The following is a 26,447-nucleotide window of genomic DNA, read 5'->3' as shown; positions in this document are numbered from 1 at the left end:
AGTTGTTCGTGTTGTGGCTCACGCCAAAACAGTCCGAAAGGTAGAGCAGATTTAGGAATAAGAGAATGGCTTTGCGAGTGTGGTGTCACTCATGACCGTGATATTAATGCGGCAAAAAATATTCTCGCGCTCGGGCTTGAGCGTCTAGTAGTAGGAATCCCCTCACTTTAGGGAGGGGAGGAAGTCAAATTAACATTGACTGTAATTGACACTGACGCCGCGAGTGGCAGTAGGAATGCGGTTATCAGCATAAATAGCCAAACCACCGCGTGCGGTTTCTTTGTATTTATCAGACATATCAGCGCCTGTCTGCTTCATGGTTTCAATCGCTTTATCGAGTGAAACAAAATGCTGACCATTGCCGCGGCAGGCAAGACGCGCGGCGTTGATGGCTTTGACAGCGCCCATTGCATTACGCTCGATACAAGGGACTTGTACCAAACCGCCAATCGGGTCGCAAGTCAGACCTAAATTGTGCTCGATACCAATCTCGGCGGCATTCAAACACTGTGCTGGCGAGCCACCCATTATCTCGGCCAATGCCGAACCTGCCATCGCACAGGCTGAACCAACTTCCCCTTGGCAGCCAACTTCAGCACCTGAAATAGAAGCGTTTTGTTTAATTAAGCTGCCGATAGCGGTGGCATTTAATAAGAATTTACGCACGCCATCTTGGTTATAATTGGGCAGAAAATCACGATAGTAGTGCAAGACCGCCGGAATGATGCCCGCCGCACCATTGGTCGGAGCGGTGACCACTTTACCGCCATTGGCATTTTCTTCATTGACGGCAAGCGCATACAAGTCGACCCAGTCCATCGCGGCCAGCTTGTCAGTCTTGGCGATAGGTAGGCCTTTTTCAGCGCATAATTGATTGTGTAAATCGTGGGCACGGCGTTTAACATCAAGGCCGCCGGGTAAAATGCCGCTATTTTTACAGCCTTGGGTTACGCAGTCTTGCATCACTTGCCAAATCGTATCCAAATAGCTAAAAACATCTGCTTGATCGCGGTAATGGCACTCGTTAGCAAGTACCAACTCGCTGATACTTAATCCATGTTCACGGCACTGATCGAGCAATTCTGCGGCAGTATTAAAAGGGTAGGGAACGATATCAATCGTTGGGCTGGCATGATCCTCATCGGGATTATTGGCGTCATCTTCGTTAATCACGAAGCCACCGCCAACCGAATAATACGTCTGCTGATATTTGCTACCATCGTCTAATATCGCGCGGATAGTCAAAGCATTTGGATGATAAGGCAATACCGTATCATCATACCAATACACATCACACTCGGTGTCAAACTCGATAATATGTTTGCCAGACAAATTAAGCTGCTTGTCCGCGAAAATAGGCGCCAAGTATTGATCCGTTAAGCGCGTATCAATGGTGCTTGGCGTATGCCCAAGCAAACCTAAATATATCGCCGTATCAGTTGCGTGCCCTTTACCAGTAGCAGCCAAAGAACCATAAAGCTCGATTTCAATATTCTTAATCGTTGTCAATGCGCTTTGTTTAAGCAATGAGGTCAAAAATAAGTTGGCTGCCACCATAGGCCCAACGGTATGAGAGCTTGATGGCCCAATACCAATTTTAAATAAGTCGAAAACACTAATCATAAAAATACCAAGAAATTGTCAGTGCATCAGCGTCTGTTGTAGAAGGGGCTTAGTACTGGGGTGAAAAAATAATAGATAGCCGTCCAAAAACCTCTGATAAATACCGTACTATGACGATACAGAGCGTTTTTTTAGATGTTTACTTAAATAAAAAAGCTAAGCATTTAAAAATTTGCGACGTTATCTATGAATACCTGTCAGTATAAGCGGACACAAGGCAGCTGAATAATAACTTTTATTTATCATAGAACTCCGTTATCATGCTCGCAACCAATATCCTTGTAACATCCTGTAATTCAGCCATCACTATAGTGTAGAGAATGGCGCAAACAGTCGAGCATGTTTTTTAATGCTATTTATGTAGCGATTTATATTTACTGTAAGGAAATATATTTTCACTATTATCGTTTTGACTCAATTCACAGTTGTATTTTTACAGTGGCTTTTTAACAGTTTTTAGCTGATTGGTATTTTCTTAGCTCAAATAGGACAGCGCATGACAACACCTGAACCTCACGCTCCAGCACCGGAGAGCAATCACTCAGAGCCTCATAATGCATTAGCAGCGGCTGGTATCGATACAGCTGCGGTGAGTTATCCGCACAATCCAGACTTTGATAATGGTCGTTGGTTTCCAACGTGGCGTCCTTATAAGGGCAACTTGGATCGCGATCCGGTCGGCATTAATGAATATGTACCGCCTGGCAAGAGTGTGTTATTAGGGGTGCAGCATACGTTTGCCATGTTTGGCTCGACCGTGCTCGCGCCATTATTAATGGGGTTTGACCCCAATTTGGCCATTTTGATGTCCGGTATCTGTACGGTGATGTTTTTTATCATTACTGGCGGGCGCATGCCCAGTTATTTGGGCTCAAGCTTTGCTTTTATCGGTCCTGTGATTGCGATTACTGCTTATGCGGGTGTGGGATTCAATGACAATCTGAATGTCGCCTTGGGCGGTATCATGGCTTGCGGCATCATTTATGCCTTGATAGGTTTGTTGGTAATGAAGACGGGTACAGGCTGGATTGAGCGTTTGATGCCGCCTATTGTCACCGGTGCCATTGTGATGATTATTGGTCTAAATTTAGCGCCTGTGACCATTCAAGGGGTGTCTGCCAACCAGTTCGATGCATGGATGGCGACGCTGACGGTATTGCTTATCAGTGGGGTTGCAGTATTTACCCGCGGTATGCTGCGCCGTCTGTTGTTGCTGGTTGGGTTAATCCTGTCTTATATTGCTTATTTTGTCATGACCAATATATTCGGTTATGGCGTACCGATTGATTTTAGCAATGTATCGGCGGCTGCATGGTTTGGTCTGCCAAGTATTCATACGCCGCATTTTGAGATGAGTGCGATTATATTGATTGCGCCTGTCGCCTTTATCTTAATTGCCGAAAACTTAGGGCACTTTAAAGCGGTCGAAGGCATGACTAAAGCGCGCGTGACGCCTTATATGGGTCGAGCATTTTTTGCTGATGGCTTGGCGACGACGTTTTCGGCAGGTTTTGGTGGCACAGGGGTGACCACTTATGCAGAAAATATCGGTGTCATGGCCGTAACCAAAGTCTATAGCACGACGATTTTTGTGATAGCGGGTTTGGTTGCTATTTTACTCGGTTTGTCACCAAAGTTTGGTGCCATTATTCAGACCATACCGGCGGCTTTATTGGGCGGCGCCTCTATCGTAGTCTTTGGTTTGATTGCCATTGCTGGGGCAAAAATTTGGATAGACAGTCATATCGATTTTAGCAAAAATAGCAATTTAATCATTGCCGCGGTTACCGTTATTATGGGTACGGGTAATTTTAGCTTGCATCTAGGCGGCTTTGATTTAGGCGGAATTGGCACCGCGACTTTAGCGGCGATTGTGCTGAATGCCTTATTTAATCGACAAAAAGATTAACCGTCAAAAAGATTGATTTGTTCATCGTAAAAAAAGCCACAATAAGTATTGTGGCTTTTACTTATTGTGGCTTTTATTCATTACCGCTTTATTTATAATTTCGTTTATAAAATCTGGCAAAAAAACGATAACGGCGTAGTGCGCGTGGCTTAGGTTTTAACGACCCTAAATAAATGGCAAACATCGTCAATAGCGCGCCGCTCCATTGCAGCGTATTAATCGGTTTATCAAGCCAGCTATAATCAATCACCAAGGCCGCAATGGGCTCGGTTAATAAGAGCAGCCCTGTCAATGCTAAAGACAGCTTAGGAATCGAGTAGGCGATAAGCCCCCACGCCAAGCATTGCATCACCGTGCCATAAATCAATATCCAACCAATCTCATACCAAGTATTGGGTAAGATATTACCCATATCAAAGATAAACATCGGCAGAATCATTGCTATGACGCCGCCGATACTCACCAGCTGCATCAGCATAAATATCGGCGTTGGCTCAGTATCATGGGTTTTACGGATAAAGGTCATCGACGCGGCAAGCATAGCGCCTGAAACGATACCCGTGACAAACCCCCAAGTCGCCGCGGTATTTTGTGCAAACTCAGGGCTACCTATCATTGCCACGCCTAGCATGGCTAAAAATAAACTGATGAGCTGCAAAATAGACTGCCGCTCATTAAAGTATAAAAAGCCAATGGCGGCTAAAAAGAAAATCTGCAAGCTGTTTAATAAGGTTGAGATACCGGGACCGACCGCATAAATACTCTCGTGCCATAGTGCCAAATCGAGTCCTAAAAACGCACCCGATAATAAACCGTAAAAAACAGCACGCTTTGAGCGCGGAAGTCGTTGCCCTGTCATTTTAGCCAATATAGCAAACACCACGCCAGAAATAGCCAGTCGCCAAAATGACATTGCCCAGCCGCCGATATCGACATGAGCGACAATTAAGCTGCCCAAACCAAAAATGACACAACCAATGACCAAGCCAGTAGCGGCGGAGCGTGAAGAGGCGATAGCCATGCAATATCCTTATCTCATTACTATGATGCTTTTTTAAGACTTTTTTTAATGTTGTTTGCTCAAGAGCTGGTTTATATAGCAGGCCATATTGTCAGTGTTTTACTCTTAAATTGGAATGCTTTGGCGCGATTTATTTTATAATGACGTATCACCCACCATAGATAAATAAAGCGGTCACCTTCTTACAGCAATAATATTGGCGCACGTGCTGCCATTTGTTACTCTAACATCTATTTGTAGTTTGAAGTGCGTCATGTTTAAAATAGCGATACTCTTCAAATACTTAACTTAATATAGTGAATTTTATATAAAATAGAGACATGATATTTTTGCGCGAAACTGTCGTAAATTTTCTTCGCTTGCTGTGCGCTTCGCTCTCCAGAGGCTTCAAAAAATCTATGACAGTTCCGCTATATCGTTTTTACAATGAACTCCCCATATATTCACAGTGCTTCTATTACTTTTAGCCTAGGTTTGCTTATGCTGCAACGTTCTATATCGAAACGACAAATAGACTTCTTATCTACACTGCTGCCACGTCGCAGTTTCATTGCGCGTCTATTTGTCATGAGCGCCATAGCTGCTACGTTTTTTGGGATGTCAAATGTACAAGCCGCCAGCTGCAAAATACCCAAAAGCTATTATAAAAATGTCTCTTGTACCTCTAGTAGTGGCTATTTCTTAGCGATAAAAGATTTCGGTGCACCAGTTGCCTTGATTGATAAGCAAGGCAAAAGTGTGCTTGATTTAACCCGTTATCAAAAAGTAGATGCCGATAAAATATCGAGTGGATTGTTACCAGTGCTGCGTAATGGTCGGGTGGGCTATGTCAATATGCAAGGTCGCGAGGTGATCCCTGCGGTGTACGATATGCTCAAAGAAGGACAAAATTGGGCGCGTCCCGTCTCTGAAAATCGGATTGTGGTCAAGCAAAACGGTCATTATGGGGTTGTCGATACGGGCAATAAAACCATCGTGCCATTTGCCGCTGCAATTAGTGACATTGACGATTATCGTAGCGGCATGACGCGAGTACGTAAAAATCAAGCCATCAACTGGTTGGATAAAAATGGCAAACCTATATCTGACCTAAATAGTAGTGCTGCTAGTCAAACAGCGAAGAGCGCCGCTGCTAATAACATCAAGAATAATAGCAGTAATGCCAAAGAATCGCAGAAGCTAGAACCGTCTCGTGGTTTTACCACCTTGCAGCCGCGTCAACAAGACGGCAGATGGGGCTTTGTTGATGAGAATAACATCTCTATGATTACCTATTCTTTCGATGAAGTGCGACCATTTTCTGAAGGATTGGCGGGCGTGCGTATCGATAATGAATGGGGCTTTGTCAATTTAGGCGGCGAGTTGGTGATTCCTTTTCGCTTTGATAATAACGGTGTGAATGCGAGCGATCATTATAAAGACCAACCTGCATTTGTATTTACAAATGGCAAAGCTTGGATTGGCAATTTAGAAAACGGCAATAAAATGTGTATTGATAAAGAGGGTGACAGCATTGCTTGTGATTAAAATTTATACCAATCGCACATATCTATTAACGTGACAACTCAATGTGCAATAAAAAAAGAGTGTTAGAACGATAGGTTATCCGTCGTTCTAACACTCTTTTTTCATACTTAATGATCATTAATTTTAAGCTTGAAGTACTACTTGTCTAATAGATGCTTGCTAATTAAATCGACCATATAGGGCTGATAGTATTCGGGAATATCGTGTGCCATACCTTCGATTAAATGAAAGCTTGCATTAGGAATGGTCTTTGCAACCACTCGACCTTGTGAGGCGGGTAACAGACCATCAGCGCTACCATGCAGCACAATCGTCGGTGCTTTAACTTGTTTGCTATATTTGCTAATCGAGCCAGAAGCTAAGATAGCATTGAGCTGTTGTACCGTACCAAGCGGGTGAAAATTACGCTGATAGCGTATCTTGGCGATGTCACGTACCATGCGCACATTGACGTGTCCTGGCGTACCAACCGTTTTCATAAACCAGACGCTATGACGCACGATATCGCGCTCAGAATGGCTCTCAGGACGATTGATAAGGGTATATAACTGCTTAGGTTTCGGCGGTTTTAAAAACGCTCGATTGGTGGTGGTAAACATCAATGCCATGCGCTGCACCAAACTTGGATAACGCGCGGCGACGATTTGAGCAATCATACCGCCCATAGAAGCGCCAAGCAGATGTGTTTTACCCAGTTTTAAGGCCTTGATTAAACGCGCCGTATCTTCTGCCATATCGGTCAAATTATAAGCAACTGGCGCGCCTTTATTCGATAGTCCCGTTTGCAGACGCATCATCATTTTTAATTGGCTGATACGCGGCAAACCATCAATCTGTACTTTGGACGACAAGCCGATATCACGATTGTCAAAACGAATCACAAAGAAACCGGCATCGATAAAGCGCTTGATGAAATTATTGGGCCAAAACACCATTTGTGAGCCAAGCCCCATAATCATAAGTAACGGTGGATTCTTGGGATCACCACCTGCCTCAACACACAGCTCAATGCCATCGCCGATATCGATCATCGATTGATAAAGATGCTCGCTTAAATCAGACGGATACCAAGCATGATCGCCAAACTTTTGCCATTCAGGCGTCGGGTAATCGATTGTTGGAGAGTCGATTGTCGCAGCGCTAAGTGCTGAAGAATTAGATGGTGAAGAGCTAGGCGTTGCATCATTCGTCATTTTGTCATTAAGCACTAAAGCATTGTCGGTTTCTTCTGAATTTACAGACGCGTTTGTGTGATTGGTGGGGCTTGATTCTATCATGAAGTATCCTATTTAGATGGTCGTTGGCTTAAAATTCGAGCATCTCAAAATCAAGCTTGCCAACGCCGCATTCTGGGCACGTCCAGTCGTCTGGAATGTCTTCCCATTTGGTGCCAGGCGCGATGCCTTCTTCAGGGCAGCCAAGCTCTTCGTCGTATATCCAGCCGCAGACAATACATTCATAACGTTTCATAAATAGTCCTATCGATTATTTCCAGTATTACGATTACCAATGTTTCTTTTACCAGCGTTTTTGCTATTACTAGTGGCGTTAACTAGATTAATTGGCGTTTTTAAAGCAATTATTAAGTATTCTAGCCAACATTTAGCATGTAAAAACGCACGTAGTTTAGCATATAGCGGTTATTTTCATAGTTAAGTTTACACTTGTATATTGAGATTCACCAGCTTTTATCAAGTGCTTATGCGTCACTTTCAAGGTTTTATCTGGGCTGTCATTGCCGATTTTGCCGCCACGATAAAGCCGATTATGCTATAATTCTCGCCGCTATTTTTAGCGATTGTTATCTCATTTATCACCTACCTCATTTACCACCGTCATATCATTATTTGAGTTTTATAAGTTAAGGGTTACTATGAGCGCGAATGCCGCCGTTACATCAGCTGAAGTTAAGACCACAACCGATTCATCTAATACGCTCAATACTGACCATCCATTTTGGCAAATCATTCGCACAGTACCAGACTTCCCAAAAGTTGGTATCGATTTCTATGATATTACACCGTTACTACGCAGTCATATCAATGCGGTGATTGATGAGATGTTAGCGGCTTTGCCTAAAGGTTTGCTTGATGAAGTGGATTGCTTAGGCGCCGTAGAGGCGCGTGGATTTGTATTTGCCAGTTTGCTGGCGGGACGTTTGGGTAAAGGCATGATTTTGCTACGTAAACCCGGTAAATTACCGCCACCGGTTGCCAATAAAGCTTATGCATTAGAATACGGCAAAGACACGCTTGAGATGCAAAATAACTTACCGCCTGAGCGGGTATTATTGGTCGACGATATCTTGGCGACAGGCGGCACGCTGATGACCGCTTATGAGCTGTGTAAATCTGCACAGCATACGGTCGTTGGCGCCTTGGTATTGTTAGATTTGGTTGCTCTACATGGCGAGTTTCCTGTACCTGTTTATACAGTTTTAAAAGCTTAAAATTATGGATTCTTAGCATTAAAAAAAGCGTGCTGAATCAATAGTTCAGCGCGCTTTTTTTAATGGTATTTATTTACCTTAATTCGTTTTACTTTACGCTATTTAGCTTGCTGATAACTTTTACACGCCTGTTCGACGAGCAAGCGACTGATTGTTTTTGGTTTGGTCAGCTTAAAGTCTTTGGTCGTTAATATCGGCTTATCAGATTGCCAAGATTTTAATACTTTATCGTCAGCTGCATAATTGACGTAAGCACGCTGATAGTAGCTTGCGTCCTTACATGAGATAAGCCATTGTTGGTCGCTATGATGAATGCTGGTTTCTTTCACTGTTTTATTAGCGCCTCTGTCTTTACTCTCTTTTGCTTTCGCCTCGTTTTCTTTAGCGTCTTTTGCGCTATCCTTTGGCGCAGGATAGGTTCTACGAATTGAGACAGTAATGTTTTCGACTTCTTTTTCATCAATAATATGAATGTCTGAGCGTTCGATAGAATCCACATCCAAGCTAAAAATAGAGCCAGTTTGGCTTTTTGAGACCTCTAACCAGTTTGCCGCATAGCCACTCATTGCAAGCGTACTACCTGCTAATATCACTGCTAGCCGTTTCATAATCGAGCCTTGCTTGTTGTTATATAAAGTCGCTTATCATAGCCAACTTGATAGAAGCAGGCAAATTACTTTTATGACAAGGGGTTCATACTGAGACAATCTCAGCACTCGTGATTAGTAGGCAAACGCATAAAATATATAAATATCGCAGTTAATCTCGCATCGCCGCGAGCATTTGCGCAAGCTCATCACGCGCACCGATAAAGCCATCGATACCCTTGGGTAATAAGTCTTGGGTGACGATATCTTGCTGATAAGCGGCACTGAACTCGTCATGGGTTAAGCTGACCTTCGCCATGTCGGGCAAATCCATTGACATACTTGGTGACAGTTGGCGTGTCACTTCGACATCCATGGCTGCCAGCTCATCAATCAGATTGGGCGCGATGGTCAATAGATCACAACCAGCCAGTGCTAATATTTGCTCGGTCGAGCGGAAACTTGCGCCCATCACTTGGGTCTTATAGCCATGTTGTTTGTAGTATTGGTAAATAAGCTTGACCGATTGCACACCCATATCATCTGAAGCAGGGACATTTTGGCGGTTTTGCTGACGTTTTTGCCAGTCTAAAATACGCCCTACAAAAGGCGAGATTAGGGTCACGCCCGCATCGGCACAAGCAATCGCTTGATGCTGACCGAATAATAACGTCAAGTTGCAGTGAATTCCCTGAGTTTCAAGGTAACGCGCCGCTTCAATACCTTGCCAGGTTGCGGCCATCTTAATCAATACGCGCTCTGAATCAATACCTGCTTTTTGGTAGGCTTCCATAAAGCTGAGCGCTTTATCAATGGTGGCTTGAGTGTCATAAGATAAGCGTGCATCGACTTCGGTTGAAACGCGACCTTCAATCAATGCCAAAATATTACAGCCGATTTGAACGGTTAATTCATCAATCACTGCATCGACATCACCGCGATGGCGACTCATGGTTTCTGACATCAGCGCTTCATTGTCCGGATGAATCAGCGCTTTGGTAATAAGGCTTGGATTGGTCGTGGCATCGATGGGTTTTAGACGCGCAATGGCGGCAAGGTCGCCCGTATCAGCGACAATAGTGGTCATGGTGCGAAGCTGTTGTAATGCGCTCATCAGATATCCTATGATTAATTTACGTTTTGATGTTTTTATTTAGCCGTGTTATTTAGATTGGTTATTTCAGTTAGTTGCTTATGAATTTTCATTGATAAAGCGATTTATCATGGCGGTATGGTGAATTTAACGGCTATCTTTAAACTGTATCATATATTTGGACGGTTGTAGCCTGATAGTTTTATAGGGTATAGCGTTTATCGTGCATAACTGTGCTAAGATTTATGGCAAATTGCTTATTTGCGCGTATTTACGAATGGGCACTGTCGATAGTTTTTGCTATAGTAGAGCCGATCCACTGTTTGGCTCGCTAAACATGAGAACTAAGCGAGCATTTATTATTAAAATAAGCAGGTTACCTCGCTAATAGACAACAGTCATAAATTTAGCAATAACTTTAGCAATAATATTAGAAAAAGGATGGGCGGTAATGAGTGAGCAGTCACCAGAGCAAAATGTAGACAATCTAAACCAAACCCCTGCAAGTGTTGATGGGGCTGCAACTGATAAAGCGTTTTTAAACACATTGCGCCAAAGTATTGATGCCGTTGACTGCGAAATTCAAACGCTCATTAATAACCGTGCCAAATTGGCGCAGCAAGTAGCGACGGTAAAAAAAGACCACGTTGCCAATAGTCCTGATGCCGAAAAAACCAATCCTATTTTTTATCGTCCTGAGCGTGAAGCGCAAGTGTTAAAGGCGGTGATGGAACGTAATACTGGGCCCATCGCCGATGAAAAAATGGCGCGTTTGTTCCGCGAAATCATGTCAGTCTGCCTTGACTTGGAAGCACCGCAGCGTATTGCGTTCTTAGGCCCTGTCGGCACCTTTACCCATGCCGCCGCTTTAAAGCATTTTGGTAAAGCCGCCGATACCGTGCCGCTAAATACTATTACTGATGTGTTTCGCGAAGTTGAAGCAGGCACAGCAATGTATGGCGTGGTACCAGTTGAAAACTCGTCAGAGGGCGTGGTTAACCATACCTTAGATGGCTTCTTATCTTCTAGCTTAAAGATAATCGGTGAAGTTGAGTTGCCTATTCATCAAAACTTCTTGGTTGCTGAACACACCAAAATTGATGGCTTAAGCCGTATCTACTCACATCAGCAGTCATTGGCGCAGTGCCGCCATTGGCTCGATGTTAATTTCCCAAATGTTGAGCGTGTGGCGGTATCGAGCAATGGTGAAGCGGCCCGCCGTCTCAAAAACGAATGGCATTCAGCGGCAATCGCCGGTGATGTGGCAGCGGCAGAGTACGATTTACATAAGCTGTATTCAAACATCGAAGACAATCCTAGCAATACCACGCGTTTCCTAATTATCGGTCACGAGGCGATTGCGCCATCGGGTCAAGATAAAACTTCAATTATGGTTTCAGCGCATGATAAAGCAGGCGCCCTGATCGAAATCTTAAAGCCCTTGTCTTATCATGGCGTGTCGATGACCAGTATCGAGACGCGTCCTGAACGTCCAAATAAATGGGCTTACGTGTTCTTTATCGATATGGATGGCCACATCGAAGACGCAAATGTGAGTGCAGCAATTGCTGATATCCGTCCATTGGTCAAAGATTTGCGCATTTTAGGTTCTTATCCAAAAGCCGTGCTATAAAGCTGGCTTAATAGAATGGTTTTAACAGTAGGGATTCATCAACAGTAAATGCCTTATCACATCCAAGGATAAATCATGCAGTCATCACAGTCGACAGAGTCAAATTTATCACCGCTAGTGCCGGCCTATGACAGTATTTTAGAGCTAATGCCTTATCAGACGGGCAAGCCGGTTGAAGAGTTGACACGCGAGTACGGTGTCTCAGATGTGGTCAAGCTTGCTAGTAATGAAAATCCACTGGGCTGCTCACCGCATGTCACGCTTGCGATTACCGAGCAACTGGGTCAGCTGGCACGTTATCCTGATGGCAATGGTTATTATCTCAAACAAGCACTTGCTGACTTTAACGATGTTGGTGTCGACCAGATTACTTTAGGTAATGGCTCTGATGATTTGCTTGATATCTTAGCGCGTAGTTTTGCTGGCGTCGATGATGCGATTATTTATAGTCAGTATGCTTTTATCGTTTATCCGATGCTGGCCAAAATGCAAGGCGCAAAAGGCGTGGAAGTGCCAGCCAATCGTTTTGGTCATGATTTAAAGGCGATGAGTCAGGCGGTAGCGGACAATCCTAATAGCAAAATGGTCTTTATCGCCAATCCTAATAACCCAACGGGTACGCAGCTTACGCAGCAAGAGTTACGTGCATTTGTGGCTAGTGTGCCAAGCTCAGTGTTGGTGGTACTAGATGAAGCCTATATCGAATATAGTCCTGAGAGTAATAATAGAGCGCTGCTCGATGAATTTGAGAATGTGGTTATTGTACGTACTTTTTCAAAAGCCTATGGGCTAGCAGGTTTGCGTGTTGGTTATGCGCTAAGCTCAGTCGCTGTCGCCGATTTACTCAATCGCATTCGTCAGCCCTTTAACGTTAGTAGAGTCGCTTTAGCTGCTGCCAATGCTGCGCTTGCAGACCAAGACTTTATTGAAAAAACAAGACTTAATAACCAAGAGCAAATGCGCTGGTTAGAAAAGCAGTTTGATGCCTTGGGGCTAGGGTTTATTAAGTCGCATGCCAACTTTATCATGGTTGAAATAGAAGTTGAGATGGAAGACATAAACGCGGCTGCCATTTATCAAGCATTGCTAGAGCAAGGCGTGATAGTGCGTCCATTAGCAGGTTATGGTTTGCTCAATTGGCTGCGTATTACGGTAGGGGTTGCAGAAGATAATATGCGCCTGATTGATACCTTGCGCTCAATACTGACTGAAGATTAATAAAAAAGTAGTTATCCGTATTTTAATCAAAAAATAAATCAATTTTACGACGCCAATATCAGCATGCTTTATGCCTACTGATGCTGGTTTGTTGAAAGAGAAACGCCGTGAGTCGCCAGCAAAACAACCTTAGCAATCAAAATATAAGTAATCGAAACTTAAGCAATCAACTCATAACCAACCAAAACAATCATATGCAATCGTCTATACATACTCAGCCGCCATTATTTGAGCAAGTCTGTGTTATCGGTCTCGGGCTGATTGGCGCGAGTCTTGCCCAAGCCATCAAAGACCTTGGTTTAAGTGCGCGCTTGGTGGCGGTTGATCGACATGCACCAAGCATCGATGAAGCCATGCAACATGGTTTGCTAGATGCGGGTAGTGCCGTCTTAAGTGAAGTGGTATCGGGCAGCGACTTAATTGTCATCGCCGTGCCAGTGCAAGCGGTAAAGGCTGTGTTTGTCGATATCAAAACCGCGATGGATCATGGACAGCTTGCTGCTGATTGCCTCATTACTGATGTCTGTAGTACCAAGGTTAATATCATTGAGGCGGCAAAAGCGGTCTTTAGCTCGCTACCAACGGGGTTTGTCCCTGCGCATCCGATTGCTGGAGCGGAAAATTCAGGCTATCATGCCAGGCGCGCCACTCTATTTGTCAATCATAGCGTGATTATCTGTGAGCTGCCAACGACCAATGATAACGCTGTTGCTAAGCTTCGTCAGTTATGGGAAGCAGTTGGTGCGACGGTCATGCCGATGGCGGCTGAACGTCATGACGCAATATTGGCACATACCAGTCATCTGCCGCATTTGCTGGCGTTTAATTTGGTTGAACAGCTGGCAAGTCATGATGACAATTTAGATATGTTTCGCTATGCCGCAGGCGGTTTTCGCGACTTTAGCCGTATTGCCGCCAGCGACCCTAAAATGTGGCATGATATATTTTTTGCCAACCAAAGCGCGATTATAAGCGCTCTTGACGAGTATGGCGTTTATCTACAGAATATGCGCCAGCTTATCATTGATAAAGATTCGACCGCCCTCATGGGGCTTTTGGGCCGCGCGCAAGCCGCACGGCGACATTTTGGCCATATGTTAGCCAGCACCCCTTATACGGATACTTCTGCCATGTCAGCTTCTTATAATATTACTCCTAGCAACACCGTCTCTGGCACCATTACTATTCCTGGTGATAAATCTATCTCGCATCGCAGTATCATGCTTGGTAGCCTTGCCACAGGTGTCACCAACGTCACAGGGTTTTTGGAAGGAGAGGATGCGCTGGCTACCTTGCAAGCATTTCGTGATATGGGCGTGAGTATTGAAGGCCCTGATAAAGGTAAATTAACCATTCATGGCGTCGGTATGAACGGTCTAAAACCAAGCAAAACGCCCTTATATATGGGCAACTCAGGCACCAGTATGCGCCTGCTTGCCGGTATATTAGCAGCGCAGTCATTTGATAGTGTATTGACAGGCGATACCAGTCTAAATAAGCGTCCGATGGAACGTGTGGCCGCACCATTACGTGAAATGGGAGCCGTCATTCAAAGTACCGGTCATAATGGTACCGCACCGCTTAGCATTACGGGTCGAGCGAATGTTGGTGAGCCGCTCCAAGGTATGGAATATGATATGCCAGTTGCCTCTGCACAGGTTAAGTCTTGCTTATTATTGGCGGGACTTTGGGCAGAAGGTACCACGACCGTTATTCAACCTGAAGTTAGCCGCGATCATACCGAACGTATGCTCTCAGCCTTTGGTTATCCTGTGATGGTTGATGGCAATCGTGTCAGCGTCAAAGGTGGCGGTACGCTTACAGGCGGCGATATCGCCGTTCCTGCTGATATCTCATCAGCGGCTTTCTTTATGGTAGCCGCAGCTATCAGTCAGGGCAGCGAGCTGACCCTAACGCAAGTGGGTATTAATCCGACGCGTACGGGTATCATTGATATTTTAAAATTGATGAATGCTGATATTAGCCTAAGCAATGAAACCCATGTCGGCGGCGAGCCAGTGGCGGACATTACTATTCGCAGCTCAAGCCTAAAAGGTATCGAGATTCCAGAATATTTAGTACCTTTAGCGATTGATGAGTTTCCCGTATTATTTATCGCTGCTAGCTGTGCCCAAGGTCGTACGGTGTTAACCGGTGCAAAAGAGTTGCGTGTGAAAGAGTCAGATCGTATCGCCGTGATGGCAGACGGTCTACAAACACTAGGCATTGATTGTACGGTGACTGAAGATGGCCTGATTATTGAAGGTAAAGGCATCGAAGGTAAGGGCAGTAACGTTAATGAAGTGAATAACAGCCAGCCTGTCTTTGGCGGCGGACATATTACCTCGCATCATGACCATCGTATTGCCATGAGTTTTGCGGTTGCCAGCTTACGTGCAGCGAAGCAGATTACCATTGAAGGCGTTGAAACCGTCAATACCAGTTTCCCAGGATTTGCTGAGCTTGCCAATCAAATTGGTATGTCTATCAAGGTCGATAATGGCGCGGCTTAATATTGAAGTTGTTAATTACCTGACAAAATATTATTAACTTCTAAAATTTAAAGCTTTATCTTCTGAATCTGTTAAAGTCCAAAAGCTAAATTTTAAACTTGTTATAAAATTTATTTAATAATAGTTGTTGTCGTGAGCAATGTGTTGGTACTTAGTTGGTATCAACGCATTGCTTTTTACTTTCTACCCTCTACGTAGTAACCCTGCGCTCTTACTTTTATCATTTGATAATGGTTTAAAAATAGGTAAGGGCGCGCTTTGCTCTAAAAAGTTGTATCGTCTTATGGCCACTCAAAATGTTGTCAAAAAACCCGTTGCTCCTATTCAAACCACCAGACGCGGTATTGCCACCGCGCTAACAGCGTTCTTTATTTGGGGTGCATTTCCGTTATACTTTAAGCAGCTCGCTGCTTATGATGCGACCGAGATTATCGGCCATCGCATTATATGGACCTTTGCCTGCTTGCTTATCGTATTGGTGCTGACCAAGCGCTGGCAATGGATTGATACGCTAAAGCAAAACCCGAGATGGATAGCATTTTCTTTTATATCGGGTTTGATTATTGCCACCAACTGGCTTACTTATGTATGGGCGGTCAACCACGACCGCATTCTTGAGGCCAGTTTGGGTTATTTTATCGGACCATTGGTCGGCGTGGCGCTCTCGATGATTTTGTTTAAAGAGCGTTTGCGCCCCTTGCAATGGGTAGCTATTGGTTTTGCGCTATTGTCCGTGCTGATTCAAGTCGTTATGATTGGTAGCCTGCCATGGATATCGCTGATTTTAGCCTTTAGTTTTAGTACTTACGGCACCATCCAGCGCCAAACACCGCTCACGGCGGTCGATGCCATGTTTGTAGAAACCACCATGTTAGTACCGATCTGTTTATGGTGGTTTTGGCAAGCTGACGTGGTGAGTAGTCAGTTAAGTTTTTGGTTTACCTCAAACATTTGGCTGCTGATGCTGGCAGGTCCGATTACGCTGATACCATTATTGTTGTTTAATAAATCGACTAAGATGGTTGCTTTTAGTATTCTAAGTTTTATGAATTATCTGACCCCGACCTTTATTTTCTTCTTGGCGGTATTCTATTATAACGAGCCTTTTGATTTACATCGTCTGGCGGTATTTGGTTTGATTTGGCTTGGGTTATTATTATTCAGTATTGACCTATGGCGCCATCGTCCGAGTAAAGCGTTAAAAGCTGCGCGCCTGCGCGACGAGGCGTTATCGTAAAATTGTTTTAAAATAAAAGTATAATAAATAAGGATAAGCGCATGTTTCATACCGAATCTGATGTGGTATTTGTCAAAGGCTTAACAGTAGAGGCGGTGATTGGTGTCTATGCCTGGGAGCGCGCTATTACGCAGCCACTCCTGATTGACATAGCGCTTGAGACGGATATTAATAAAGCGGCTGTGTCAGACGATGTTAATGATGCGCTCAATTACAAAGCGGTCTGCGATGATGTGAGCGCATGGTGCCAAGCCATTCAAGCGCAGCTGCTTGAGCATTTGGCTGGTCAAATCGCTGATAAGCTACTGGCAAAATATAACTGTCATAAAATAACGCTCAGCGTTGCCAAGCCAACTGCTATTCAACAAGCGGATGCGGTTGGGGTGCAGATCACCCGTTATGCCAAAGGCTCAATAGCCGAATCCAATGTAAACCAAGATAGTTAATCTGATGACACATAGAGCATTGGCTGATTTGAATCTTGAAGACTTAAAACAGTGCGCGCCTGAACAGCTGCAAACGCATTCTGTATCGGCAGTGCTGCTCGCCCTCGGTAGTAATTATCAAGCTGAGAAATACTTACCACGCGCTCGAGAACAGCTTGCGGCTTTAGGTGAAATACAGCTATCAACGGCATTTCAAAATCCTGATTTTACCGCGACACCTGAGCTACCAAAACCTGACTATACCAATCAGTGTGTTTATTTAACCCTTACATCTGCCATGACCCTGCAGCAGTTGCAGCAGACTTTTAAAAAAATTGAGAGTGATTGCGGTAGACAGCGTTGCTCTGAATCAATAAAAAACCCTATAAAAAAAGTCGCTATGGATATTGATATTTTACTAATAAAATTAGACGATAGAGAAAATAGCCTAAGCAATTATTTGGCGCCTAAAAAAATAGTCAAAAATTCAGAGCAATGGATAATCATGGCAGATCGTTATCCATTTAAGGCCCATGAAAGGGCAGGGGTTGAAGAGTTGATTTTGAGTGGGCTTTAAAGAAGTTAAATGAAGTGGCTGAGCTGTTATTAAGAATAAGTCAAAGCTATTAAATCCTTAGTATTTTCCTTCAAGTATCTCAAAATGAAAGCCGGGTACTACCCAGCTTTTATCTAATTCATATGGTTTAGCGCAAAAATCCTTACTGCGCCGTCAAACCACCATCAATAATAAATTCTGAACCTGTTGAGTAGCTCGATTCATCTGATGCTAAAAATAGCACCATACCGCTGACTTCTTCGGGCTGAGCCACACGTCTCATCGGAATGGTTTTGGCAAAAGCTTCAACTGCATCTTTGGTATCGTCTTGCATAATCATCGGGGTAGCGATGACGCCTGGGTGAATGGAGTTCACACGTATGCCATAAGGGGCGCACTCTAATGCCGCCGCTTTAGTCATACCGCGTACCGCAAATTTAGAATCGGTATAACCGATAGCGCCGCCAACCAAACCGTTAATCGATGATATATTGATGATAGAGCCTTGCTTAGCGGCTTTCATCGTTGGAATAACCGCTTTCATGCCTAAAAAGACCGATACTTGGTTAATCTCTAAAATCTTGCGATAGTCTTCCAAAGAAGTATCCAAGATAGATTTGTGCGTGGTAATACCCGCGTTATTTACTAAGACATCGATTTGACCAAATTTTACCTGTGTTTCTTTAACGACTTGTTCCCAATCATCTTCATTGGTGACATCATGTTTGATAAATAGCGCATCAGCGCCAAGTTCGGCGGCCAAGGCGTCGCCTTTATCAGAATTGATGTCGGTCAAGACGACTTTAGCACCCTCCGCCATACATAAACGCGCATGAGTTTCACCCATGCCTTGAGCTGCGCCCGTGATAATGATAACTTTGTCTTGTAAACGCGCCATGATAGTGCCTTTTTTTAATTATGAATAATAAAAGAGTATAAGACAAAATGACTAAATATTCATTAACAGTTATATAGTCTTGACTGCATATTTTATCTTTTAAACAATGTTTTTAAAGCATAGCTTTAAATCATGATAGTGAGAAAACGATGTACAACGATATATTGGATTTTTGTTTTAATGAGGCAGGTAGTGAGAAGTTTTTTGAAAAAGACTTAGCGTTTGATAAGTTATTAATAGAGCGCTACAGCGATATACTTGAGCAAGCAGCGGCGGCAGAGTTTTATACGTGGCGTAGCAGCATACAAGGGCGCTTAGCAGAAATTATTATATTAGACCAGTTCTCGCGCAATATTTACCGTAATACGCCAGCGGCTTTTGCCCAAGATGCGATGTGCCTTGTACTTGCGCAAGAGGCGGTGGCTGCCGGAGCATTAGAGGCGTTTGAAACGATTGATGAACGTAAGTTTGTATTGATGCCTTATATGCACAGTGAATCAAAACTGATTCATCAGCAAGCAGAAAGGTTATTTAAACAATATACCAATGCAGACAGCATAGATGCTGAGCTCAAACACAAAGTAATTATCGATCGATTTGGCCGTTATCCGCATCGTAATGACATTTTAGGACGGGTGTCGAGTAGCGAGGAAATAGAGTTTTTGACCCAGCCTGACTCGTCATTTTTATAAATGTTGTCTGTTAACTATAGTGAGTGAAAAGTAATATAGAGACATCACGCACTGCTGATATCAATTTTTCTTGCTTGCTGTGCCTGCGCAGACAGAGGCTACAAAAAATTGATATCAGCAATACCGTTGCGTTTTTAGAATATTTTGACGATAGTTAGTCGTTAAAGCGCTATTTGTCTATTGGTTAAAATAAAAAGAGACCAATTGAATTGGCCTCTTTTTATTTAATCTCCAAGCTAGCGAGCAATTTACTTCTGGTCAGTGCCAGCTGCATCCATATCAGCACGACCGATGACATCTAAGTCTTCTAAGCACAGTTTATCGTATTCTTTTTTGCAAAAGTTTGGGTCTATCTTGCACATGGCCGCTTGTAGTTGATCGAGTCGATTTTCCGACTGCTGGATATGTTCGAGCATTTTAGCAAAGGCTTCAGCCACTGGGTCTTGTGAAGAAGGGTCAATCCCATAAGCCTGAAACGCCGTCGCTCGTGCAGTGTTAGAAGTAGGGTCTGTTTCTTGCTGGTCAGCAGTTGCACCTGCTTGCGCGGCTTTTTCTTGTTGTTTGGCGTCCTGTACTTTGGTTGTAATAGGATTGCCTTTTTCGTCATGATGGTCTGAAATCATACGAGCGGCGCTACCAACCATCGTTGCACCTGCGGGTACGGGTTTGACCACCACCGCATTTGAGCCAATTTTAGCGCCTTTACCAACCGTAAATGGTCCTAATACTTTGGCACCAGCACCGACAATGACTCCGTCCTCTAAAGTAGGATGACGTTTGCCATTATTCCATGAAACGCCGCCAAGGGTGACGCCGTGATAAAGGGTAACGTCGTTGCCAATCTCAGCCGTTTCACCAATCACTACGCCGACGCCATGGTCAATAAAAAAACGCTTGCCGATTTTAGCGGCAGGATGAATCTCAATGCCAGTGATGATACGCGAGCCATAAGAAACGGCGCGCGCCGCCAGTTTTTGCTCATTTTGCCAAAGACAATGCGCGCCGCGATGTAAAATCAGGGCGTGAATGCCAGGGTAGGTCAAGATGACTTCTAGGCTATTACGCGCAGCAGGGTCGCGATTGAATACCGCTTCGACATCTTCTTGTAGGTCTTTTTTGATACGGGCAAGCGATTTGAACAAGGAGGTTGGCAATGACATAAAGCGTCCTATCGATTGTCAGAAAAATACTGTCAGGAAAATAGTGTCAGAAAAATCACAATGACATCTTTTAAAGTTATAACAGCTTTGAGTTGTAAAATACAGTGTTGTCTTATCTGTGTGGCTCAGGCTTCTATCTGTTCAAAGACAAGTCCCGCAAATAAATGCTAAATGGCGCTAAAAACGTAATGATAAAACCATTTTTCTAATGTTTGCTAAGCTTAGCAATCAGTGCGCTTAATAGCTGATACTCTTTTTGATCCAGCTGCACGCGTGAGCCAAGTCGCGACAGTCGCGCTGGCAAGGATTTTAAATGTTCACTGTCTGCTAAGCCGCGTTGAACCATCAAGTTGGTGGTACGCTGAACGAGCTGTTGTAGTTGCTGCTGGGTGATGGCCGGCTCATCCCATTGTTGACGTAAATGCACGTCTAATATGGGCTGAACTGGGTTTACATCGTCTAAGCTTTCATCAGGGTTTTGAGCATGGGTTTGCGCATAAGCAAAGATAAAGCTGGCAATGACCTGTACGGCAGAGGCAACATTGAGCACCGGATAAGCGGGATTGGCATCGATTTGAATATGATAATCGGCGTACGCCAGCTCTTCGTTGGTCAAACCGCGGTCTTCACGACCAAATAAGATAGCGATGTTGGGCTTGCTAATAGCTTGCGGGCTTTCACTATTATTTGCTAAATTAAGCGCAGTTTGCTTATCGATAAAGTCAAACATGATGTTGGCCGCTTGCGTCGGTGTGACCACAGGACGCGGCATGTGACGGCTACGGCTGCTGGCCGCAAATACCAGCTGGCAATCCGCTATCGCCGATTCTAACGTCGGCGTTATGGTGGCTGACATTAATAATTCACTACCGCCTGCCGCGTGCGAAACACTGATTTCATCAATGGGCAGCTTGGGGTCAACAACGGTCAGACGCGATAGACCCATGGTGTGCATGGCGCGCGCCGCTGAGCCAATATTGGCAGGTAAAGTGGTATTGACCATGACAATTTGTAAGGAAGACAGATAATCGCTTACCGTAAGACTGCCGGTTGAGAGCGCTAATTTTTTCGATGGCATCAAAGTTGAGGCAGAGTCGTTACGCATTATAGCCCCAGTCTTTGTTTAATTTCTTGTTCAACCCGTTGCAATGCTACGGCGACGTCTTCAACTAAACCAGCTTGGTCACCAATAAGGCGCTCACGGCACGCTTCTTGTAATTGGCTACTAAGGCGAGTTAACTGAGTCGCACCCAAATTGGCACTGGCACCTTTTAGCGCATGCGCAAGCTCATAGCCGTTGGCATTATCCTTTTCTTGTTGTGCGCGTCTTAGTTTGACAATGCGCTCGTGACTGTCGGTAAAAAACACTTGTATCAAATCAACAAAGTCCTCTTCTAACAACTCACGCATGTCATCAAATTGCTCGTCATTGATAATCTCATCATCGTTTTGCGTATTTGTATTGTTAGGATGTTCAGTCATAATCATGTGTCCAATATTTTAAAAGTTAAAGGCTCAGCTTAGCTACTATAAAGGTGTTAGCTATAATGAAAATGTAAATTGTCTTCATTAACCATGCTCTTTAATTGCTGCAAATTGTCATCGTTAGGGTAGATGCGCCAATGCTCAGATAGCCCGACATTGGCAATACCGTATTCTTCATAAATGCTCAGCCCAAGCGGCAAGCAGTTATCATTAATAGAATCATCGGTGTTGCTAAGGACATTATTAGCATAGCCGCCGTTTTGCAGCGCATCTTGATGCATGTCATTTTCTAGCGCCAATAAATCATTGCCGTTTTCATCGTATAAGCTGCCGCCCATCGCTGGATCGTAAGCGCCGTTTGCACCGCCGTTATTACCTTTCTCGTCCTGCTCATCGTGATAAGACAAGCGCGGCGCTGGTATGATGTCTGCTTGAGCGGATTTTAGCAAAGGCTGCATACGTGTGAGCAGATTAATATCGCTACCGTGGACTTTGATGCTAATTTTTTTCATCCAACGCAGGCGTGCATCAACCATACTCATGGCATTATCAAGACGGGCAAAAATGCGCCCGTCACGCTCACGGATACTGCCTTTAATGACGACGACTTCATCAATCTTCAACTGCTCTTTTACACGGTTAAAGCGCTCGGCATAACAGCTGACTTCTAGACGTGAGGTGCCATCGTCTAAAGTGATGACGTTACGCGTACCGAAATTGGCAATATCGATAATCAAACCCGCAAAGTAGCAGCTACCGTTATAACCCGTGTCTGCCAGCTTATCGAGGCGAGCGCCGGAGGTATAACGTTTAAGCTCATCGCGATATTCATCGATAGGATGTCCAGTTAAGTATAAACCTAAGGTATTTTTTTCCGCTTTTAGACGATGTTTATCACCCCAAATCAGCTCTGGTGTCATGATCAGTGGTGGCGCTGCGACCACGCCATCCATTTCACCGAACAAGTCCATCATGCCAAGCTCATTGTTTTGGCGGTCTTGTTCCGCAGCTTGTACGGCGCTTGGCAGTTGACTCATCAGCGCCCCGCGAATCTCGTATGCTTCGTCGCTTGGCAAGTCTGGTCGTAAAGTCGCGGCAAAATCATCAAAACAGCCCGCACTGACTAAGGCTTCCAATGTACGTTTATTGACTTTTTTAATATCAACGCGGCGGCAAAAGTCGTATAAATCTTTAAACGGTCCTTCACGTCGGCGCGCCTCAACGATAGACTCAACCGCACCTTCACCAACACCTTTAATCGCACCCAAGCCATAAATAATATTGGTCGGCGTATCGGCGACAAAATGCCACTCACTACGGTTTACCGATGGATTAACGACGGTTAAACCGAAGTTTTCGCGGCAATCATTGATAAAGAACACCACGTTATCAGTGTTGTTCATATCAGAGGTGAGTACCGCCGCCATAAATTCGGCAGGGTAGTACTGCTTTAAATAAGCCGTCTGATAAGCAAGGACGCCATAAGCAGCAGAATGCGAGCGGTTAAAACCGTAGCCAGCAAACTTTTCCATCAAGTCAAAGACGCCGCCCGATGTCGTTTTATCGATGCCTTGCGCGGTCGCACCCGTGACAAAAATATCGCGCTGTTTGGCCATTTCCTCAGGTTTTTTCTTACCCATGGCGCGGCGTAGCATATCAGCGCCGCCCAAGCTGTAGCCTGCCATGACCTGCGAGATTTGCATCACCTGTTCTTGATAGACAATAACGCCGTTGGTATTTTCTAAAATTGGCTCAAGGTTAGGATGGTCATAAATGACTTCCTCGCGGCCATGCTTACGGTCGATATACATCTCAACCATGCCTGCATCGAGTGGACCCGGACGATAGAGCGCACACATGGCAATGACGTCTTCGATATTGGTTGGTTGTAATTTGGATAGATATTTTTTCATACCCATACTTTCTAACTGAAAGACAGCCGTGGTTTTGGCTTCTTGCAGCAGCTTATAGGCTTTTTTGTCGTCTAAAGGCAAGTCCTCTAACACCAAGGTATCTTTGCCCTCGCGGGCGCGGCGCAGATTGATGTTTTCTACTGCGGCGTTAATCACCGTTAAGTTACGTAAACCCAAAAAGTCAAACTTGACCAGCCCAACGGCTTCGACGTCGTCTTTATCAAACTGACTGACGCGGTGACCTTCGTCATCACAGTAAATCGCGCTAAAGTCAGTAATTTTATGGGGAGCGATGAGGACGCCACCCGCATGCTTACCAACGTTTCGACAGACGCCTTCGAGTTTAATCGCCATTTCCCAAATCTCAATGGCATCTTCATAGTCCATATTATCGGGGTTGGAGATTAAGTCTTTTAGCTGCGGCTCTTGTTCAAGTGCTTGGCTAAGCGTAATTCCTGGGGTTTTTGGAATCAATTTGGAGATTTTATTGGCCAAAAAGTATGATTTGCTTTGTACCCGCGCCACGTCTCGTACCACCGCTTTTGCTGCCATGGTACCAAAGGTAATAATTTGCGACACCGCTTCACGGCCATAGGTTTGTGCCACATAATCAATCACGCGGTCACGACCTTCAATACAAAAGTCAATATCGAAGTCAGGCATAGAAACACGTTCAGGATTTAAGAAGCGCTCAAATAACAAGTCGTAATGAATGGGGTCGAGGTCAGTAATATTGAGCGCATAAGCGACCAAAGAGCCAGCACCAGAACCACGACCGGGTCCAACCGGTACGCCGTTGGCTTTTGCCCAGCGGATAAAGTCCATGACGATTAAGAAGTAACCTGGGAAGCCCATCGATAAGATAACTTCAAGCTCATATTCTAAGCGCTCATCGTACTTTTGGCGAAATTCACTCCAATTGTCAGTACGTGCTTCAATCGGAAAGAGCTTATCCAATCGATGATTAAGACCGCGTATTGATTCTGCGCGGAAAAACGATTCAATCGTTTCACCTTCGGGCACGGGAAATTCAGGTAGGACATTAATGCCAAGGGTCAAGGTCACATTACAGCGCGTGGCTAAACGTAAGGTATTATCAATGACCTGCGGAATATCAGCAAACAGCGCCGTCATTTCCTGCTGGGTTTTTAAATACTGCTCATCTGAATACAGCCGTGGACGATTGGGGTCGGCAAGGACATACGAGCCTGCGATACAAACGCGCGCTTCGTGAGCGTCAAAATCATCTTGCTCTAAAAAGCGCACATCGTTGTGAGCAATAATAGGAATACGATGCTTGGCACCGGCATGAATAGCCGCTTTTATAAAAGCGTCTTCGCCCGAGCGATTGGTGCGCTTGATAGCGAAATATAAGCGATCACCAAACTGTGCTTGCCATTCTGTCAGCAGCTCGTCAGCTTTTTCTGGCATAGAACTCACCAATGCCTGACCGACATCGGATTTTTCGGTAAATAAAACGATGACACCAGCGGCGTGCTCTAAAACATGGCGACGCTCAACGACTGGCACCCCATGATTGGCAGCATCGGCGCGCCCCTCGGTAAAGCCAAGCGAGACGATACGGGTAATATTTTGATAACCCTCATTGTCCATCGCCAGTAGCACCAAGCGCGTGTCCTCATTATCCATAATGATTTCACTGCCGATAATGGGCTTGATACCCGCGCCTAAGCAGGCACGATAAAATTTCACCGTCGCATAAAGGTTGGATAAATCAGTCAATGCCAGCGCACTCTGATTGTCCGCCGCTGCCGCTTTAATCAGCGGCTTGATACGCACGATAGAATCGGTAATGGAATATTCGCTGTGGATACCAAGGTGTACAAATGCCATAGAAGACTCTTACTGGTGCAATCAAAAGGGAATAAGCTGTATGATAATAAATTTTTTATTATCAATACCTTATGGTTTTTTAAGAAGTGATAGGACGCGAAAATTGATATTTTGAGCTTTTAAAGCTGGTCGTCAATAATAGCATTATTTGGCGCAGACAGCCACCGATTCAAACGTATAAGAGAGAGGGCGAGGGTAGAAAAAGCAAGTTTAATCAGGATTAAACAGTTTGGTGGTGTGTCAAAAAGTATGCTGGCATCAGACGTAGCCATAATTGACATAAAAGAACACCAGATCGAATACTTTAAAGTGATTATCAAGCTTTTTTGAGAAGCAACAAGTCTTTCTAACCGATCGTCTTAATCGGTGTCTAAGACGGCAGTTATTACCTTCTATACCTACCGTATGCTGTTTGCCAACTCGTTTGTTATCTGGTTTAAAGGCCGTTATGAAACTGTCCCAATTGTCCATACTAATAGAGTCATAGCTCACTTTAAGTTGCTTAAGACGTGCTCTTAACTTCTTAGCCGTTTTTAGGTCACGTTTGCCCCAGACATAAGCGACAATCTCATTAGTAGCACGGTCATAAGCATAAATAAGCCAAACTTTACGCTTCTTGCGATATACGTAAGTCCAGAACTCATCAACCTCTAA

General features: G+C 44.5%; 23 protein-coding genes. 11 read left to right on the top strand and 12 right to left on the bottom strand.

What is annotated here, in order from left to right; genetic code table 11:
* On the top strand, positions 1-171 hold a 171-nt coding region (locus A7325_RS13475; RefSeq protein WP_156508520.1), incomplete at its 5' end, for a zinc ribbon domain-containing protein.
* 18 nt (positions 172-189) lie between these two features.
* Here A7325_RS13475 and A7325_RS08485 read toward each other — a convergent pair.
* Complete coding sequence (locus A7325_RS08485; RefSeq protein ID WP_068406935.1) at positions 190-1,623, bottom strand: L-serine ammonia-lyase; 1,434 nt, start codon at positions 1,621-1,623, stop codon at positions 190-192.
* A gap of 496 nt (positions 1,624-2,119) precedes the next feature.
* Here A7325_RS08485 and A7325_RS08480 point away from each other — a divergent pair, with 496 nt between their 5' ends.
* Entirely contained in the window at positions 2,120-3,532 is a 1,413-nt protein-coding gene (locus A7325_RS08480; protein ID WP_068406933.1) for a solute carrier family 23 protein, read from the top strand.
* Between the two features lie 88 nt (positions 3,533-3,620).
* Here the strand turns inward: A7325_RS08480 and A7325_RS08475 are convergent, their stop codons facing one another.
* A complete protein-coding gene (locus A7325_RS08475) occupies positions 3,621-4,553 on the bottom strand; it encodes a DMT family transporter (protein WP_068406930.1) in 933 nt (310 codons plus the stop codon).
* A gap of 567 nt (positions 4,554-5,120) precedes the next feature.
* Here A7325_RS08475 and A7325_RS08470 point away from each other — a divergent pair.
* Entirely contained in the window at positions 5,121-6,080 is a 960-nt protein-coding gene (locus tag A7325_RS08470; RefSeq protein ID WP_413771794.1) for a WG repeat-containing protein, read from the top strand.
* Positions 6,081-6,217: 137 nt separating this feature from the next.
* Here the strand turns inward: A7325_RS08470 and A7325_RS08465 are convergent, their stop codons facing one another.
* Both A7325_RS08465 and A7325_RS08460 read right to left on the bottom strand, forming a co-directional pair.
* Positions 6,218-7,111 (bottom strand): alpha/beta fold hydrolase, encoded by an 894-nt coding sequence (locus tag A7325_RS08465; RefSeq protein ID WP_068406940.1) that lies wholly within the window; start codon positions 7,109-7,111, stop codon positions 6,218-6,220.
* A gap of 274 nt (positions 7,112-7,385) precedes the next feature.
* Positions 7,386-7,550, bottom strand: a complete 165-nt coding sequence (locus tag A7325_RS08460; RefSeq protein WP_068406924.1) for a rubredoxin — start codon at positions 7,548-7,550, stop codon at positions 7,386-7,388.
* Between the two features lie 403 nt (positions 7,551-7,953).
* Here A7325_RS08460 and A7325_RS08455 point away from each other — a divergent pair, with 403 nt between their 5' ends.
* Complete coding sequence (locus A7325_RS08455) at positions 7,954-8,529, top strand: adenine phosphoribosyltransferase (protein WP_068406921.1); 576 nt, start codon at positions 7,954-7,956, stop codon at positions 8,527-8,529.
* A 98-nt stretch (positions 8,530-8,627) separates the two neighbouring features.
* On the opposite strand, the gene A7325_RS08450 is transcribed toward A7325_RS08455, so the two are convergent.
* Both A7325_RS08450 and A7325_RS08445 read right to left on the bottom strand, forming a co-directional pair.
* Positions 8,628-9,137 (bottom strand): hypothetical protein, encoded by a 510-nt coding sequence (locus A7325_RS08450; protein WP_068406919.1) that lies wholly within the window; start codon positions 9,135-9,137, stop codon positions 8,628-8,630.
* 151 nt (positions 9,138-9,288) lie between these two features.
* Positions 9,289-10,230, bottom strand: coding sequence for a transaldolase (locus A7325_RS08445; RefSeq protein WP_068406916.1), 942 nt, complete (start codon positions 10,228-10,230; stop codon positions 9,289-9,291).
* A gap of 430 nt (positions 10,231-10,660) precedes the next feature.
* Here A7325_RS08445 and pheA point away from each other — a divergent pair, with 430 nt between their 5' ends.
* The 6 genes from pheA to A7325_RS08415 all read left to right on the top strand — a co-directional run bounded on the left by pheA (position 10,661) and on the right by A7325_RS08415 (position 17,812).
* The gene (pheA, locus tag A7325_RS08440; RefSeq protein WP_068406913.1) at positions 10,661-11,842 is read left to right on the top strand and encodes a prephenate dehydratase; all 1,182 of its coding nucleotides are present in this window, start codon (positions 10,661-10,663) and stop codon (positions 11,840-11,842) included.
* 75 nt (positions 11,843-11,917) lie between these two features.
* Complete coding sequence (hisC, locus tag A7325_RS08435) at positions 11,918-13,060, top strand: histidinol-phosphate transaminase (protein WP_068406909.1); 1,143 nt, start codon at positions 11,918-11,920, stop codon at positions 13,058-13,060.
* A 194-nt stretch (positions 13,061-13,254) separates the two neighbouring features.
* Positions 13,255-15,573: a bifunctional prephenate dehydrogenase/3-phosphoshikimate 1-carboxyvinyltransferase gene (locus tag A7325_RS08430; protein WP_068406907.1), complete on the top strand. Its 2,319-nt coding sequence runs from the start codon at positions 13,255-13,257 to the stop codon at positions 15,571-15,573.
* A gap of 283 nt (positions 15,574-15,856) precedes the next feature.
* Positions 15,857-16,810: an EamA family transporter RarD gene (gene rarD / locus A7325_RS08425; protein ID WP_068406937.1), complete on the top strand. Its 954-nt coding sequence runs from the start codon at positions 15,857-15,859 to the stop codon at positions 16,808-16,810.
* Between the two features lie 41 nt (positions 16,811-16,851).
* Complete coding sequence (gene folB, locus A7325_RS08420) at positions 16,852-17,256, top strand: dihydroneopterin aldolase (RefSeq protein ID WP_068406904.1); 405 nt, start codon at positions 16,852-16,854, stop codon at positions 17,254-17,256.
* A 4-nt stretch (positions 17,257-17,260) separates the two neighbouring features.
* Positions 17,261-17,812 (top strand): 2-amino-4-hydroxy-6-hydroxymethyldihydropteridine diphosphokinase, encoded by a 552-nt coding sequence (locus tag A7325_RS08415; RefSeq protein ID WP_068406901.1) that lies wholly within the window; start codon positions 17,261-17,263, stop codon positions 17,810-17,812.
* Between the two features lie 142 nt (positions 17,813-17,954).
* On the opposite strand, the gene A7325_RS08410 is transcribed toward A7325_RS08415, so the two are convergent.
* Positions 17,955-18,689, bottom strand: a complete 735-nt coding sequence (locus A7325_RS08410) for a glucose 1-dehydrogenase (RefSeq protein WP_068406898.1) — start codon at positions 18,687-18,689, stop codon at positions 17,955-17,957.
* Between the two features lie 149 nt (positions 18,690-18,838).
* Between A7325_RS08410 and A7325_RS08405 the strand changes: the two genes are divergently transcribed.
* The gene (locus A7325_RS08405) at positions 18,839-19,381 is read left to right on the top strand and encodes a DUF924 family protein (RefSeq protein WP_068406896.1); all 543 of its coding nucleotides are present in this window, start codon (positions 18,839-18,841) and stop codon (positions 19,379-19,381) included.
* A 248-nt stretch (positions 19,382-19,629) separates the two neighbouring features.
* Here the strand turns inward: A7325_RS08405 and cysE are convergent, their stop codons facing one another.
* The 5 genes from cysE to A7325_RS08380 all read right to left on the bottom strand — a co-directional run.
* Positions 19,630-20,502 carry a serine O-acetyltransferase gene (gene cysE / locus A7325_RS08400; RefSeq protein ID WP_376784483.1) on the bottom strand — a complete coding sequence of 291 codons (873 nt, stop codon included), beginning with the start codon at positions 20,500-20,502 and terminating at the stop codon, positions 19,630-19,632.
* 244 nt (positions 20,503-20,746) lie between these two features.
* Positions 20,747-21,619: an RNA methyltransferase gene (locus A7325_RS08395; RefSeq protein WP_068406936.1), complete on the bottom strand. Its 873-nt coding sequence runs from the start codon at positions 21,617-21,619 to the stop codon at positions 20,747-20,749.
* 26 nt (positions 21,620-21,645) lie between these two features.
* Complete coding sequence (locus tag A7325_RS08390; protein ID WP_225211687.1) at positions 21,646-22,023, bottom strand: Hpt domain-containing protein; 378 nt, start codon at positions 22,021-22,023, stop codon at positions 21,646-21,648.
* 56 nt (positions 22,024-22,079) lie between these two features.
* On the bottom strand, positions 22,080-25,793 hold the full coding sequence (gene dnaE, locus A7325_RS08385) for a DNA polymerase III subunit alpha (RefSeq protein WP_068406889.1): 3,714 nt from the start codon (positions 25,791-25,793) through the stop codon (positions 22,080-22,082).
* 258 nt (positions 25,794-26,051) lie between these two features.
* The coding region (locus A7325_RS08380; RefSeq protein WP_156508519.1) for an IS1 family transposase at positions 26,052-26,447 on the bottom strand (396 nt) is incomplete at its 5' end.

Origin of the sequence: Psychrobacter sp. SHUES1, from assembly GCF_001652315.1 — a bacterium.
Taxonomy (GTDB): Bacteria; Pseudomonadota; Gammaproteobacteria; order Pseudomonadales; family Moraxellaceae; genus Psychrobacter; species Psychrobacter faecalis.
The sequence above is the reverse complement of the archived record's forward strand: the minus strand, read 5'-3'. Positions and strand labels throughout refer to the sequence as shown.

Bases quoted from the DNA above. Each gene is read 5' to 3' on its own strand.
- A7325_RS08485 (WP_068406935.1), bottom strand. From the start codon at position 1,623: ATGATTAGTGTTTTCGACTTATTTAAAATTGGTATTGGGCCATCAAGC.
- A7325_RS08480 (WP_068406933.1), top strand. From the start codon at position 2,120: ATGACAACACCTGAACCTCACGCTCCAGCACCGGAGAGCAATCACTCA.
- A7325_RS08475 (WP_068406930.1), bottom strand. From the start codon at position 4,553: ATGGCTATCGCCTCTTCACGCTCCGCCGCTACTGGCTTGGTCATTGGT.
- A7325_RS08470 (WP_413771794.1), top strand. From the start codon at position 5,121: ATGAGCGCCATAGCTGCTACGTTTTTTGGGATGTCAAATGTACAAGCC.
- A7325_RS08465 (WP_068406940.1), bottom strand. From the start codon at position 7,111: ATGATCGATATCGGCGATGGCATTGAGCTGTGTGTTGAGGCAGGTGGT.
- A7325_RS08460 (WP_068406924.1), bottom strand. From the start codon at position 7,550: ATGAAACGTTATGAATGTATTGTCTGCGGCTGGATATACGACGAAGAG.
- A7325_RS08455 (WP_068406921.1), top strand. From the start codon at position 7,954: ATGAGCGCGAATGCCGCCGTTACATCAGCTGAAGTTAAGACCACAACC.
- A7325_RS08450 (WP_068406919.1), bottom strand. From the start codon at position 9,137: ATGAAACGGCTAGCAGTGATATTAGCAGGTAGTACGCTTGCAATGAGT.
- A7325_RS08445 (WP_068406916.1), bottom strand. From the start codon at position 10,230: ATGAGCGCATTACAACAGCTTCGCACCATGACCACTATTGTCGCTGAT.
- pheA (WP_068406913.1), top strand. From the start codon at position 10,661: ATGAGTGAGCAGTCACCAGAGCAAAATGTAGACAATCTAAACCAAACC.
- hisC (WP_068406909.1), top strand. From the start codon at position 11,918: ATGCAGTCATCACAGTCGACAGAGTCAAATTTATCACCGCTAGTGCCG.
- A7325_RS08430 (WP_068406907.1), top strand. From the start codon at position 13,255: ATGCAATCGTCTATACATACTCAGCCGCCATTATTTGAGCAAGTCTGT.
- rarD (WP_068406937.1), top strand. From the start codon at position 15,857: ATGGCCACTCAAAATGTTGTCAAAAAACCCGTTGCTCCTATTCAAACC.
- folB (WP_068406904.1), top strand. From the start codon at position 16,852: ATGTTTCATACCGAATCTGATGTGGTATTTGTCAAAGGCTTAACAGTA.
- A7325_RS08415 (WP_068406901.1), top strand. From the start codon at position 17,261: ATGACACATAGAGCATTGGCTGATTTGAATCTTGAAGACTTAAAACAG.
- A7325_RS08410 (WP_068406898.1), bottom strand. From the start codon at position 18,689: ATGGCGCGTTTACAAGACAAAGTTATCATTATCACGGGCGCAGCTCAA.
- A7325_RS08405 (WP_068406896.1), top strand. From the start codon at position 18,839: ATGTACAACGATATATTGGATTTTTGTTTTAATGAGGCAGGTAGTGAG.
- A7325_RS08395 (WP_068406936.1), bottom strand. From the start codon at position 21,619: ATGCCATCGAAAAAATTAGCGCTCTCAACCGGCAGTCTTACGGTAAGC.
- A7325_RS08390 (WP_225211687.1), bottom strand. From the start codon at position 22,023: ATGACTGAACATCCTAACAATACAAATACGCAAAACGATGATGAGATT.
- dnaE (WP_068406889.1), bottom strand. From the start codon at position 25,793: ATGGCATTTGTACACCTTGGTATCCACAGCGAATATTCCATTACCGAT.